The sequence below is a fragment of the Chryseobacterium sp. CBTAP 102 genome (genome assembly GCF_003201365.1).
GTDB classification, from domain to species: Bacteria; Bacteroidota; Bacteroidia; order Flavobacteriales; family Weeksellaceae; genus Chryseobacterium; species Chryseobacterium candidae.
This window is the reverse complement of sequence record NZ_QICX01000001.1, coordinates 654,662-668,329: the sequence shown is the minus strand read 5'-3', so window position 1 is coordinate 668,329 and position 13,668 is coordinate 654,662. Positions and strand designations below refer to the sequence as shown.

Genomic DNA, 13,668 nt, shown 5'->3' with positions numbered 1-13,668 from the left:
ATTTTTAAAGTCCTCAGTAATGAGGACTTTTTATTTTAAAAAAAACAAATGATGAATTTTATTTTTAAAATCGCCTGTAAAGATGAAAAAGGTTTAGTACATAAGATCTCGGATGTGCTGTTGAAAAACAATCTTAATATTGTAAAAAATGACGAGTTTGTGGACAGAGAAAAGTCATTGTTCTTTATGAGAACCGAAGTTTCGGGCATTGCTGATCCTCAAAAAGTGATGGATCAAATCAAAGATCAATTGGGGGATTGCAACATTGAACTAAGCAAAAATACACCCAAAAATATTGTTGTTTTGGTGACAAAAGAACATCATTGTTTGTCAGATTTGCTGATCAGAAACCATTTCAAGGATCTTAACTTTAATATTCTGGCGGTTATCGGGAATTATGAAAGTCTAAAAGATATGACAGAGAAGTTTGATGTTCCGTTTCACTATATTTCTACAGAAAATATCACAAGAGAGGAGCATGAAATTCAAATCATGCAAACCCTCAAAAATTATGAATTTGATTATCTGGTTTTAGCCAAGTTTATGAGAATCCTTTCAAACAATTTTGTTGAAAAATTTAAAGGAAGAATAGTTAATATACATCATTCATTTTTACCTGCTTTTATTGGTGCGAATCCTTACAGACAGGCTTTTGAAAGAGGAGTAAAAATCATTGGAGCAACAGCACATTTTGTGACTGATGATCTGGATGAAGGCCCAATAATCTATCAGGATATTATCAAGGTGAGTCATTCCAAAACAGCAAAAGATCTTGCGAATCTGGGAAGGGATGTTGAAAGAAATGTCCTGGCAAATGCTTTGAAACTGGTTTTTGAAGATAAAGTTTTTATTGATGGAAATAAGACTATTATTTTTGAATGATGAGTTGAAAATATAATTTATTATAATAAATTTTAAAAGCTAAAAAATAATTTATTGTAGTTTTGCAGACTATGAGAATGAATAAATTAAAACTTATCGTTTTATTGGGCGTTTTTGCATCGTATACTACCTCATGTTCCGTTCAGAACAATGTTGTAAAAACACCTTCCACAAAGAATCCGACAAAACCCACCAACAATACAAATCCTCCAAAAGTAATTCCGGTAGCAACAAAACCAACAACAGGAACAGCAGCTTCAACGGAAGAAAATTTCAGAACCAATCTTCCGGAAATCAAAAGAGAATTCCGCGGAGCATGGATTGCCAGTGTAGCCAATATCAACTGGCCTTCAAAAAATGATCTTACAGTGGAACAGCAGAAAGCAGAAGCAATCAGCATGCTTGATATGCTGAAAGATAATAATTTCAATGCGGCTATTTTCCAGATCAGACCTTCTGCAGATGCACTTTATACAAGTAATATCGAACCATGGTCTTATTTCCTGACCGGAGAAACAGGAACGGCTCCTTACCCAAACTATGATCCGCTTCAGTTCTGGATTGAAGAAGCTCATAAAAGAGGCTTGGAGCTGCATGTCTGGTTAAACCCCTACCGTGCCCATCATACCAACGGAGGAGCTGTAAATAAGCTGTCAATGGCCAATAAACTGTCCGATATTGTGGTAAGACTAAAGAATGGAATGTACTGGTTTGATCCGGCTAATCCGAAAACACAAGGCCATGTGTCCAATGTGGTAAAAGATATTGTAAAAAGATATGATATTGATGCTGTGCATTTCGATGATTATTTCTACCCGTATGCTACCTATAATAAAGGTGCGGATTTTCCGGATAACGCCAGTTGGAATGCTTACTTAAGCAACGGAGGTACTTTATCCAGAGCAGATTGGAGAAGAGATAACGTGAATAAATTTGTAGAACGTATCTATAAAGAAATTCATGCAGAAAAAAATAATGTAAGATTCGGGATTAGCCCGTTTGGAATCTGGAAACCCGGATATCCTGCAGGAATTGTAGGGTCTTCTCAGTATGACGAACTGTATGCAGATGCTAAACTTTGGTTAAATAAAGGCTGGGTAGATTATTTCTCACCACAGTTGTACTGGCCGGTAGATTCCAAAGGGCAAAGCTTTGAAGCCTTGTTAAGCTGGTGGCAGTCTGAAAATACAATGAACCGTCACTTGTGGCCGGGGCTTAATACAGTTGAGATTAAAGTTTCAGACCGTCCTGCAGAAATTAAAAATCAGATCGCTATTTCCAGAAATATTCTTAAAAATGATGCAGGAGAAATTCACTGGAGCATTGCCGGTCTTACCAAAAATCCCAATATGCTGCCTGCTTTGAAAAGCGGACCATACAATGAAAAAGCATTAGTTCCCAAATCTCCATGGATTAAAACTGTTCCGTTACAAACTCCTACCTTATTTATTGCTGATAACGGAAGCTTTGCTCAGACAAGCTGGAGTAGCAAAAATACAGCCGATGTATTTTTATGGGTACTTTTCACTCAGTACAACGGAGTGTGGCAAACAGAAATTCTGACATTGGATACGCTTTCAAAAGATATTCCCAAATCTAAAGACGGAAAAAAATTGAATGCCGTTGCCATCAAAGCCATCGACAGATTAGGAAATGAAAGTGATTATTCAGCGAGAAGAATTAAATAACCAGGCTGAAAACTGCTCCCGATATATCATTGCAAACTTTTCGGAAAAGCAATTCCAACAATAAATTTAAAACTCGGTTCTGTCTTGGAACCGGGTTTTATTTTAGAATAACTATAAATTATTAATTTAAAATACTGTAAATCAGTTATATTTTTAATTAAAACGTGTGTTTTTAAGTAAAATGAAAACTTTATCGGAATCATTTTTGCATAAGTAATCCCATAATCACCAAAATATAACATTATGAATACTAAAAGACTTTCCACCAATATGGAAAAAGCACTTAGTGACCAGATGAACAAGGAAATTCATGCATCACACATTTTTTTATCTTATGGAATCTGGGCCGATGATAAAGGCTATCAGGGGATTGCTAATTTTCTGTACCGACACGCCCAGGAAGAGAGAAATCACTCCATCAAATTCATGGAATATATTTTAAACAGAGGAGGAAAACCAAAGGTAGACGCTATTCCTGCTCCTCCCGCAGATCCCGAAAGCCTTACTGCCTGCTTTGATGGTGTATTTAAACATGAAGTTGACAATACCACTGCTATTTACAGAATCGTAGATCTTTCTATGGAAGAAAAAGACTGGGCTACATGGAATTTTATGCAATGGTTTGTTCAGGAACAAATTGAAGAGGAAACATTGGCTCAAAACTTAATAGATAAATTAAAAATCGCAGGAGGTGACAGAGCTACTGACGAATCTTTATTTACTTTAGATAAAACTTTACAGGAAGCACCGAATGATGTTCCGCTGGCCCAGAATGCTACGGGAGCTAACCCATAAAACATCCGGTGCATTCAAACCTTTTGAAAATCTGTCAGAATATTGGCAGATTTTTTTTGTAGACCAACTTTATCTATTTTTGAATAAACTAATAAATATGAGTGATAAATTTGATTTAATTTTTCCTAATGCTAATGCTTTCAATTCATATTATAATGAAAATGAAGACGAGCTAGTAAAGCTATATGATCTTTCTTTAATTAATATATTTACTGGTGCTAATAACAGTGGTAAAAGTAGATTTATAAGAACTTTTCTAGATTCTAATACTATTCTTTATGAACATAAATCTTTATTAAAAGAATATCTTAAAGAATTTAATGAATTAATTACTACTAAAAAATTTGGTGGTGTTAATAGTCATAATAATGTACTTTTTAATTCATATCAAAATGACCGAGGTGAAGTAGTGTTTAAAATCTTAAGTTACTCTGATTTACAGATTGATATGTTAAGTGTGGTTGATTTTAACTTAAATGTTTTTCAGCTTTTAACAGAAAACTCTCATAGACTTTCTCTTAATTATTTTGGAAGTAATGGCTTTATCCAATTGCAAGGAGATGATAAAGAAAGAATTAGTTTTTTGTTAATGCAAATAAAAAAAATGCTACATCAGGATTTTTTTGAAGAAAAGAAAAAAATATTTATTCCAACACTTAGAACGGCTCATTCTATTTTTCAAAAGAGAACCGACAAAAGCTTTTCAAAAATCTCAACTGATATTTTAAAAGAAACAATTGTAAAAAGTTATAATTTAAATGATGAAAAGATCGTAATTTTTACTGGAATGGATTTGTATTATCAGATTGTGAATGTAAGAAATGATATAAAAGATAAAAGAGAGGGATTTGAAAAATTTGAAGAATTTTTATCTCAAAATTTTTTCCAGAGTAAACGTGTTGAAATTGTTGCGAAATTTAATATTTATGATAAACACAATGGGAAAGATGATTCTGAAATAATAAATGTTTTTATTGAAGAGGAAAGTAAAGATTTGCATGAATTGGGTGATGGCATTCAAGCCTTATTTATTTTAATGTACAAGATTTACACTTGTGATAATAAAAGTGTTATTTTTATTGATGAACCTGAGATTAACTTGCATCCTGGAATGCAAAGGCTATTTTTAGAACAGATTACAAATAATAGATTTCTAAAAGAAAAGGAGATAACGTATTTCATTTCTACACATTCAAACCATTTCTTAGATTTAACAATTGAAAAAGATGATATTTCTATTTTTCTATTTAATAAAGTAAATAAAGATAAATTCATTGTAAAGAATGTTAACCATGGAGATAATTCTGCACTTCAATATCTTGGAGTAACTAATTCTTCTGTATTTCTAGCTAATTGTTCTATATGGGTTGAGGGTATTTCTGATAGAAACTATTTGAAAGCATTTTTAAAAGCATATTGTAAGTCTACTGCGAATAAAATATATCCTAAGGAAGATATTGAGTTTGCATTCATTGAATATGCTGGAAGTAATATTGATCACTATAATTTTGATGAACTTGAATTAAAAGAAAAGATAAATGCTTTTTCAATTAATAACAAAATATTCTTAATCTCTGATTATGATGGGCCATATAAAAATGAAAAACATGCTATTTACGAAGAAATAGAAAAAGGAAATAATAATTTTAGATATCAGACAACTAAGGATTATAGAGAAATAGAGAACTTATTACCATTTAATGTTTGGGATAAAATTTTAATTAACTTTTGTGATAAGAGAAAAGTGACAACAAAAGATGATATTGAAAGAGTGCAACTAGAAATTTCAAAATCTCTAAAAAAGAAAAAAATAGAAGCTTATAAAACAGCGTATATTGGAAAATTATTAAAAAATATTAAAGAAAACGTTCCCGAATTGAATAAAATTTGGGATAAAGCAGAAGGAACTTTAATGAATAAATCTGAAGTAAGTTTTAAAGTTTTGGAATTAACTGAACAAGGGAGAATAACTTGGGATGATTTTAAAACAAATCCTAAAATAGTTTCCATAGTACAGAATCTATATGATTTTATTCAAAAATCTAATTATAGATAAATCATTTTTTATTACGGGTAAACTTCACTATCTTTGCACGCTGAAAGTTCAAGAATAGGGGCAATAGAATGTAATAAACTTTAAACCTTAAACATTGAACTTTAGACTCTAAACCTTAAACTTTGAATTTTACAATATGAAATGTGGAATCGTAGGCTTACCGAATGTAGGTAAATCAACTCTTTTTAACTGTCTGAGCAACGCAAAAGCTCAATCAGCAAACTATCCTTTCTGTACGATTGAACCGAACCTTGGAACGGTTTCTGTACCGGATCAGAGATTGTTTGAACTCGAGAAAATCGTAAAACCTGAAAGAGTTTTACCCGCTGTAGTTGAGATTGTTGATATTGCAGGTCTTGTAAAAGGAGCCAGCAAAGGAGAAGGATTGGGGAACCAGTTCTTAGCTAATATCCGTGAGTGTGAAGCGATTATTCATGTTTTAAGATGTTTTGATAACGGAAATATCGTTCACGTAGAAGGTTCAGTAGACCCATTAAGAGATAAAGAAATTATTGATATAGAGCTTCAGCTGAAAGACCTTGAAACCGTAGGAAAAGCAGTTGAGAAAGCTAAAAAATTCATCAAATCAGGGAAGAAAGAAGATATCCTTACTTACGAAACTCTTCAGAACTTACAGAAATTCCTTGAAGATGGTAAAAATGCAAGAGAATTTGCCACTGATGACTTTACAAAATCAATCATCGGAGAAGTTCAATTGTTGACAAATAAACCGGTTCTTTACGTTTGTAACGTAGATGAAAACTCTATCAAAAACGGAAATGAGTGGATTGCTAAGATTGAAGAAATGGCTAAAGGCGAAGGTGCTGAAGTAGTAGTATTAGCCGCTCAGATCGAAGCTGATATCAATGAGCTTGAAACTTTCGAAGAAAGAGAAATTTTCCTTGATGAGCTAGGGCTTACAGAACCTGGTGTTAACCGTTTGATCAGAAAAGCGTATGATCTTTTGAAACTTCAGACGTATTTTACAGCTGGGGTAAAAGAAGTAAGAGCCTGGACTATCGGACAGGGATGGACTGCTCCACAAGCTGCAGGAGTAATCCACACAGACTTTGAAAAAGGATTTATCCGTGCAGAAGTAATCAAGTATAACGATTACGTAAACTATGGTTCTGAAGTAAAAGTAAAAGAAGCTGGAAAGCTTTCTGTAGAAGGTAAAGAATATATCGTACAGGATGGCGACATCATGCACTTTAGATTCAACGTATAAGAAAAGTATTAAAGTTAGTTATAAAAAAAAGCGTTTCCATGAATTTGGGAGCGTTTTTTGCTTTTATACATCAAACTTTAACTATGAAAATCTGTTATTTTACAATTCTTATTTTATTTTTTTCATGTTCTCAATCTGTTGAGAAAAACTGTTTTACCAACAGAAGAGATCAGGTGTTTGAAGTTTATAAGGAACAGAAGCCTTATACTGTGAAACAGATACTGAATAAAAAGGTTGATTATTTAGAAATTACTAGCCTTAAGAAATACCGCAGTTTTAGGCAAGACAGTGTTGAATCTTTTACCCATGCAGGATCTGAAGTATATGAAAAAATGGAAAAAAGGCTGGAAAGTCAGTTTAAAGTATTCAGAGAGAAATTTTCAGATCAGTTTGCGTTTTATTCTTCGCAGCAGGTAGGGAATGTTTTGTATGGTTTAGGACGAAACAGACTTGGCTTCTGGCTTCTGACTATTGAAAATGAAAAACCTAAAGCATATTTTCTTGGATTGAGTTTCAGCCATTATTACATCAACGAAATTCAGGAATTGCCTATTATCAAAGATGGGTTTCTTCAGTTTGAAGGAAGTCTTGTGAAAATTGTAAAGGTAGGAGGGCTTCCCGGATATGATGATTATTCTGCAATGGAAGACGGGAAACTTTTTAAAATGAGCCTGAAAGATGTAACGAAGGATTCTGATCATGATGGTTATAATGATATCTTTGAGAAAAGTTTTGGACTTAATCAGATGGATAAGGATACAGATGGAGATGGCATTAATGACTTTGAGGATATGAATCCTTTATTTAAATCTGAGAAGAACAAATTTACTCAGCTTTATGAGCTTTTACAGCCCAATAATGGAATGATTAATATGAAAAAACTACATTATACATTTCAGATTTATGAAACTGATTGTGACTATTTTCATCAGATTAACCCTGAGGCAAGAGTACTATTTGTTTCGGAAGATAAAAATAAGCAAACTCCTTATCTGAGGATTACGGATGTAACAGACAGGAACATTTCCAAAATTCAAACCAATGATAAAGATCCGAATATATTCTATATCTATGTTTCAGGAAGTGGATTTACTAATGATTATGCTGCAGAGTATATAAAGGGAAAATGGATGCTAAAAGATCTAGGTGGTACTGTGAGCTAAATGAATACAAATTAAAAATCGCTTCTTTTTAAAGAAGCGATTCATTTAATATCATTATAATATTGGAGGCTCTAAGTTTGGCCAACATGGTGGTTCTACACAATTAAAAGACCTTTTTATACAAGTATTTGATGTTGGCATGCACACTTCTGTTACCCCAGGACGGCATTGCTTTTCATAGCATGATGGATGAATTTGTGCACATCCTCCGTTAGCTCCTCCAGCACATATCATTACGCCTCCTTTAATGGTCTTCAACTCTTTTTTATTCAGTTTTTTACCATTATTTAAATGTTGATTTTTCATTCGTTAAAGTTTTTATGGTTTAGTTTCTTTTACAATTCAATACCAGGTTGGCATTGTAATTCTGCACAGGCAAAAGAATACCTCTTGCAGGTAAGATCTGGAAGCAGACACATTTCTTTTCCTCCGGTAATTACTCTTAAATGTTTTTTGTTCAGTTTTTTTCCGAGAGTTAAGTTTTTGCTTTTCATTGGTTTAATTTTTAATGGGTTAGTTTTAACGAAAATAATAAAAATAAATGAGTTATATCACTGTATATAGAAAAAAATATAATACTATATCTGCAATATTGTGATAAATTTTCAATATAATAAGTGATTCTATTGAAAATTTCAATAAATACGCATGGTGTGTTTTTTTGAAATTAAAAAAAATCTTGAGATCGGACGAGCAATCTGTAATCATTTCAAAAAAGGTTGATTGATAACTTCGTATATTTGAATTTTACAAATTATCTGCCATGGAAAAAGCAGCACATACCTCACTGGAAGATTTTTATAAAGAGATGGCTGCCAAACTGGGCAAAGATCTTGAAAGTATTTTCCCAAAAGGACTTCACAAAGACATTGGTCACTTTAATGTTTTTGATATTGCCCAAACAATAGAAAGGGCAAAGACTATTTCTGAGATGCCTTATAACAGGAGGAAATACTATAAAATAAGCTTTATAAAAGGAAGAAACAGGGCAGAATATGCAGATAAAGTAATTTCAATACAGCAAAATGCTCTATTATTTGCTACGCCTAAAGTTCCCTATCACTGGGTTCCTGAAGACCCGGATCAGTCCGGAAGTTTCTGTGTTTTTACGGAGGATTTCTTTATTAAGGATAAGTCTTATTACAATCTGGAAGATCTTCCTATTTTTCAGCCAGGCGGAGTTCCTGTTTTTGAAATTGATGGTGAGCTTGCAGAAGAGATTGAAAGCCTCTTTAAAAAGATAAAAAAAGAAATAGATTCAGATTATGTATTTAAATATGATCTGATCAGAAACTATGTTCTGGAGCTGATTCATTATGGGCAGAAATTACAGCCAGCATCCAAAATATCAGCATCCAATAATTCTTCTATGAGAGTGGTTTCTTTATTTATAGAGCTGCTTGAAAGACAGTTTCCTATTGAATCATGGGAACAGAGGCTGCAACTGAAAACAGCAAAAGATTATGCAGACAGGCTGGCAGTTCATGTGAATTATCTAAATAAAAGATTAAAAGAAAACACCGGAAAAACAACCACAGAGTTTATTTCTGACCGGATTATCCAGGAAGCTAAAATACTTTTAAAACAGACGAAATGGAATGTTTCAGAAATATCTTACGCTCTGGGATTTGAAGAGATAGCCCATTTTTCCAATTTCTTTAAAAGGAAAACCACTTTTACTCCGTTGGAATTTCGTTCCTGATTTGAATTTTGCAAATTTCAGATTGATTCAAGCAAATACTTCAGTCTGAAAATATCCCAACTTTGTACCATCAAAATAATCAAAATACAATGAACACAAAAACAAATACTGCACTGGTAACCGGAGGAAGCCGTGGATTAGGGAGAAATTCAGCACTTAAAATTGCTCAAAAAGGATTGGATGTAATTATTACTTACAGAAGCAACAGGGAAGAAGCAGAAGCTGTTGTCCATGAGATCAAATCACTGGGAAGGCATGCTGTTGCATTTCAGCTTGATACAAAAGACATTAAAAGCTTTGATGCATTTGTGAAAAACGTAACAGATCATTTACAGCAGAACACAGGAAGTACTCATATTGATTACCTGATCAATAATGCAGGAACAGCCTTATATTCTCCCATTACAGAAGTTACGGAGGAACAGTTAGATGACGTGGTGGATATTCACTTTAAAGGAGTGTTTTTCCTGACTCAAAAATTACTGCCATTTATTAATGACGGAGGAGGTATTATTAATATTTCTTCCGGTCTGGCAAGATTTGCAACACCGGGATCTTCTGTTTACGGATCAATCAAAGCAGGAGTAGAAATGCTTACGAAATATATGGCGAAAGAATTGGGACCAAGAAAAATCAAAGCCAATGTTGTGGCTCCGGGAGCTATTGAAACAGATTTTGGCGGCGGAAGGGTAAGGGATAATGAAGAGATCAATGCCATGGTGGCTGGTGCTACAGCGCTGGGAAGAGTAGGTCTTCCGGATGATATTGGTGGAGTAGTTGCCTTTCTGTGTACGGAAGATGCAAGATGGATCAATGGACAAAGAATTGAAGTTTCAGGAGGAATGTTTTTATAACATTTATTATAACCAAAATAACCCGGGCGGCTCAGAATGAGCCGCCCGGGTTATTGATCTTTGTTTCACCCCTAAAATTATAATTTAGATAAATTCTCAATCGCCTTTTCTAATGTCTCCTGTTTCTTGGCAAAGCAGAGCCTGATGACATTCTCGTTCAGTTTGTTTTTATAAAATGAAGAGAAAGGAACACTGGCTACCTTATGATTGATGGTAAGTTCTGAAGCAAAATCAAAATCATTTTTATCGGAAATTTTATTATATTTTACCGCCTGAAAATAAGTTCCTTCACAATCAAGGAGTTCAAATGAAGTGCCTTCAAGGCCTTTTCTCAGAAAGTCTCTTTTTTCCTGAAAAAACTGATTCAGATGAGTGTAATGTTCATCATTTTTCATGTATTCTGCCAGTGCAAGCTGAATGGGAGTATTTACACAAAAAACATTGAACTGATGCACCTTTCTGAATTCTTCCGTTAAGATTTTTGGTGCTGCACAATACCCTACTTTCCATCCGGTAACATGGAAAAGCTTCCCAAAAGAGGCCACAAGAAGGCTTCTTTCTTTCAATTCAGGATATTTACAGATACTTAAATGCCGTTTCCCGTCAAAAACAATATTTTCATACACTTCATCACTCAAGATAAGGATAGAAGTTCCTTTTACCAGTTTGATAAGTTCCTGTATATCATTTTCTTTCAGGATTTTTCCTGAAGGATTATTAGGGTTGTTAAGAATGATCATTCTGGTTTTTTCACTGACAAGATTTTTTACTTCAGCCCAGTTGATTTCATAATCCGGGGCTTTCATTTCAAATCGTTTTACAATACCTCCGAAAAGTTCTACAGTAGGTTCGTAGCAATCATAGGCCGGTTCAAAAATAATCACTTCGTCATCCTTTTTAATAAAAGAGGCAATAGTGGTGAAAATTGCCTGGGTACCGCCAGCAGTAACTGTTATTTCAGAATCCGGATGGTATATTGCCTGATGGCTGTTTTCAATTTTTCGTGCAATTTCTTCCTTTAAACCAATCATTCCACCAAGAGGAGCGTACTGATTGAAGCCTTTTTTAATAAAATGATCTACATGATTTAATAATTCTGAATCAGGCATAAAATCAGGAAATCCCTGAGACAGGTTGATGGCCTCATTTTCATTGGCAAGCTGAGTCATCTGACTGAAAATAGTAGTTCCTACGTTGGAAAGTTTTGATAATGGAAGTTGTATCATAAAAGCAGTTTTGTTGACCGAATTTAATGAAATATTTACAACAGTCTGAAATTATGGTCGTAAAACTTAGAAAATAACAGATATAAAGAGAATGATGGAAAAGTGTAAGGTAAAATAGTCAGTTGAAGTGTTTGAAATTATTTAAACATTTGTTTAAATTTTTCTTTTGAATCAATGGGAAACCATTTACATTTGTCAGACAACACTTTAAAAACAATCGGGCATCGGGAAAAGAAAAAATTGTAAAATATTACTATAAAAAGACCATCCTTATAGCAGGATGGTCATTATGTTATAAGGAATAAACTTAATAAAAGCTCAATAATAAATCTATCTGTGCATTACTTACTCCTGCGGGTCTGTTTGCTTTAAGCTGAGTGCTTAAGCTGCTTAATCCATAACAATGTTTTAGAAAATTATTTTCAATATTGGCTAAGGTATAGCCGGTAACCTGGTCATTTACCGTTCCCATAGGTTGAGGACTGAATGACTGTCCCAACTCGTTGAAGTTATCAATTAAATTAATGAATAAGCTTGTATAGTCAGAACTTGTATTCAGACTCCAGAACTGATACCCGAAACGGTTAGGAAATACAGGAGGATTAGACGGATTATAATTAGGAGCTCCATAATTAGGGATTCCTCTTTCTCTGTATTCTATTCCTGTTACAAACCATTCTACAGCACATGGCCAGCTTTCCTGCAGCATAGAATTAACCTGTGAATACTGAACTACTCCGGTGTTCATTTTGATAACATGGGACGTATGGGCGAGTTCATGTACCGTGGTTGAAAAATAATCATCAGAGTTATATTCTGTAGTTGAACCAGATCGGAATCTTGCTATTTTCAGGTAAGGAAAAACAACATAATTGATTCCCTGCCAATCTTTAGCTGTATTCTTAGCTATAATGTGCGAACGGTTTCCGCTCGGTCTGATAGGTCTTTGCAAGCCTCCAATATCTTTATAAAAATAACGGTAGGCTGCTCTGAACATATGGCCCTGCATATTTTCATAGCCAGGCATGATGTCATGACTCCAATGGTTACTTTTTATATTATTTCGAACCACTTTGGAAGGGGTAACCTGATTATCTTTTATCACGAAATGCTTTCTATCCATATGCAGCTTGAAATCTACATTTCTGTTATGTTGGAAAGGCAGACCGCTTAAGCCGTATTGACCATTTGCATTGGTGATACCTTCTCTTGTTCTCAACCCCCTTTTAGCGGTAACTTTTGCACCTTCAAAAGGGATCAGTGTATTTAATCTTGTATCAAAAATTCGGATAGTACCATATATTGGAGCACCGCCTCCGCCACCTCCGGGATTCGGGTTTGGATTGGGATACCATTGCCCGGGTTCTCCTATATTATCCCAAGGTATATTATGAGCCAGTTCCCAAGGGGTGAAGCCGGACATATTTTCAGCCCTTTGTACCAGGCTATATACAAATTTGTAATTCATATTACCAGTGCCTAAGAGTTCGATATCCTCTTCGGGAAGATACACTTCCTGAAGAATCTCATAGCTAATCCCGGTAGGTAAGGCCGTCTCGTTTTTCACCGTTGCATATTGTGGGGTAGGCTGATCAGCGGGAATATCGGGATCATGATAGAATTTACCTACTACCAATACTTCTTTATCAAGCGGATAATCATAAAGAATAAGATCGGATTGCTGAAGTGCTTCCAGCTCATCTTCTGTTGTTGGATTAAATTTAATGTATTTGTGTGTAGAGCGAATATTTACAGCAGTGAATGATCTGTTGCCTTCTGCTTTTGGTTCAGCCAGTAATGATTTGTAAGCAGCCATCATGTTTTCAATCGTATAAGGAATAGGAAGCTGTTCTCCTAATACCGTAGGTTCTCCTTCCTCAGCATATTTTGTTTCATCCTCCGAAGTGAGATTCCTGTTCATGAGTTGAGAATTGGAAGCTTCAGTGTCGAATTGCTCCATCGTATCGGAGCAGGATGCCGTTAAAAGGCAAGCCATGGCAATATAGAGGGTTATTTTTCTCATGTTTTTGATTTTTTAGTTTTTTTGCATTGTTTTCTGATCCGGTAATTGAAC

The 13,668-nt window shown here is 34.3% G+C and carries 12 protein-coding genes; 8 read left to right on the top strand and 4 right to left on the bottom strand.

From position 1 onward, the window contains the following. The first annotated feature begins 48 nt into the window (after window positions 1–48). The 6 genes from purU (at window position 49) to C8D70_RS03040 (ending at window position 7,812) form a co-directional block, all read left to right on the top strand. Entirely contained in the window at window positions 49–882 is an 834-nt protein-coding gene (gene purU / locus C8D70_RS03070) for a formyltetrahydrofolate deformylase (protein ID WP_228407964.1), read from the top strand. A 71-nt stretch (window positions 883–953) separates the two neighbouring features. After that, entirely contained in the window at window positions 954–2,570 is a 1,617-nt protein-coding gene (locus C8D70_RS03065; protein WP_110366331.1) for a glycoside hydrolase family 10 protein, read from the top strand. Between the two features lie 243 nt (window positions 2,571–2,813). Beyond that, window positions 2,814–3,365 (top strand): ferritin, encoded by a 552-nt coding sequence (locus C8D70_RS03055; RefSeq protein WP_110366329.1) that lies wholly within the window; start codon window positions 2,814–2,816, stop codon window positions 3,363–3,365. A gap of 97 nt (window positions 3,366–3,462) precedes the next feature. Then, entirely contained in the window at window positions 3,463–5,421 is a 1,959-nt protein-coding gene (locus tag C8D70_RS03050) for an AAA family ATPase (protein ID WP_181416086.1), read from the top strand. A 136-nt stretch (window positions 5,422–5,557) separates the two neighbouring features. Beyond that, window positions 5,558–6,649, top strand: a complete 1,092-nt coding sequence (ychF, locus tag C8D70_RS03045) for a redox-regulated ATPase YchF (protein WP_062675159.1) — start codon at window positions 5,558–5,560, stop codon at window positions 6,647–6,649. An 83-nt stretch (window positions 6,650–6,732) separates the two neighbouring features. Further along, a complete protein-coding gene (locus C8D70_RS03040) occupies window positions 6,733–7,812 on the top strand; it encodes a hypothetical protein (protein ID WP_110366327.1) in 1,080 nt (359 codons plus the stop codon). Window positions 7,813–7,866: 54 nt separating this feature from the next. Here C8D70_RS03040 and C8D70_RS03035 read toward each other — a convergent pair whose 3' ends face one another. Next, the gene (locus C8D70_RS03035) at window positions 7,867–8,118 is read right to left on the bottom strand and encodes a bacteriocin (protein ID WP_110366326.1); all 252 of its coding nucleotides are present in this window, start codon (window positions 8,116–8,118) and stop codon (window positions 7,867–7,869) included. A gap of 29 nt (window positions 8,119–8,147) precedes the next feature. Continuing rightward, on the bottom strand, window positions 8,148–8,306 hold the full coding sequence (locus tag C8D70_RS20705; RefSeq protein ID WP_168802039.1) for a hypothetical protein: 159 nt from the start codon (window positions 8,304–8,306) through the stop codon (window positions 8,148–8,150). A gap of 269 nt (window positions 8,307–8,575) precedes the next feature. Here C8D70_RS20705 and C8D70_RS03030 point away from each other — a divergent pair, with 269 nt between their 5' ends. Together C8D70_RS03030 and C8D70_RS03025 are read left to right on the top strand one after the other, a co-directional pair. Next, entirely contained in the window at window positions 8,576–9,514 is a 939-nt protein-coding gene (locus tag C8D70_RS03030) for a helix-turn-helix domain-containing protein (protein WP_110366325.1), read from the top strand. Between the two features lie 89 nt (window positions 9,515–9,603). Further along, window positions 9,604–10,368 carry an SDR family NAD(P)-dependent oxidoreductase gene (locus C8D70_RS03025; protein WP_076597525.1) on the top strand — a complete coding sequence of 255 codons (765 nt, stop codon included), beginning with the start codon at window positions 9,604–9,606 and terminating at the stop codon, window positions 10,366–10,368. A gap of 77 nt (window positions 10,369–10,445) precedes the next feature. On the opposite strand, the gene C8D70_RS03020 is transcribed toward C8D70_RS03025, so the two are convergent. Together C8D70_RS03020 and C8D70_RS03015 are read right to left on the bottom strand one after the other, a co-directional pair. Then, window positions 10,446–11,594 carry a methionine aminotransferase gene (locus C8D70_RS03020; protein WP_110366324.1) on the bottom strand — a complete coding sequence of 383 codons (1,149 nt, stop codon included), beginning with the start codon at window positions 11,592–11,594 and terminating at the stop codon, window positions 10,446–10,448. Between the two features lie 307 nt (window positions 11,595–11,901). Then, window positions 11,902–13,617 (bottom strand): hypothetical protein, encoded by a 1,716-nt coding sequence (locus tag C8D70_RS03015; RefSeq protein WP_146212846.1) that lies wholly within the window; start codon window positions 13,615–13,617, stop codon window positions 11,902–11,904. Between the last annotated feature and the right edge of the window lie 51 nt (window positions 13,618–13,668).

Bases quoted from the DNA above. Each gene is read 5' to 3' on its own strand.
- purU (WP_228407964.1), top strand. From the start codon at position 49: ATGATGAATTTTATTTTTAAAATCGCCTGTAAAGATGAAAAAGGTTTA.
- C8D70_RS03065 (WP_110366331.1), top strand. From the start codon at position 954: ATGAGAATGAATAAATTAAAACTTATCGTTTTATTGGGCGTTTTTGCA.
- C8D70_RS03055 (WP_110366329.1), top strand. From the start codon at position 2,814: ATGAATACTAAAAGACTTTCCACCAATATGGAAAAAGCACTTAGTGAC.
- C8D70_RS03050 (WP_181416086.1), top strand. From the start codon at position 3,463: ATGAGTGATAAATTTGATTTAATTTTTCCTAATGCTAATGCTTTCAAT.
- ychF (WP_062675159.1), top strand. From the start codon at position 5,558: ATGAAATGTGGAATCGTAGGCTTACCGAATGTAGGTAAATCAACTCTT.
- C8D70_RS03040 (WP_110366327.1), top strand. From the start codon at position 6,733: ATGAAAATCTGTTATTTTACAATTCTTATTTTATTTTTTTCATGTTCT.
- C8D70_RS03035 (WP_110366326.1), bottom strand. From the start codon at position 8,118: ATGAAAAATCAACATTTAAATAATGGTAAAAAACTGAATAAAAAAGAG.
- C8D70_RS20705 (WP_168802039.1), bottom strand. From the start codon at position 8,306: ATGAAAAGCAAAAACTTAACTCTCGGAAAAAAACTGAACAAAAAACAT.
- C8D70_RS03030 (WP_110366325.1), top strand. From the start codon at position 8,576: ATGGAAAAAGCAGCACATACCTCACTGGAAGATTTTTATAAAGAGATG.
- C8D70_RS03025 (WP_076597525.1), top strand. From the start codon at position 9,604: ATGAACACAAAAACAAATACTGCACTGGTAACCGGAGGAAGCCGTGGA.
- C8D70_RS03020 (WP_110366324.1), bottom strand. From the start codon at position 11,594: ATGATACAACTTCCATTATCAAAACTTTCCAACGTAGGAACTACTATT.
- C8D70_RS03015 (WP_146212846.1), bottom strand. From the start codon at position 13,617: ATGAGAAAAATAACCCTCTATATTGCCATGGCTTGCCTTTTAACGGCA.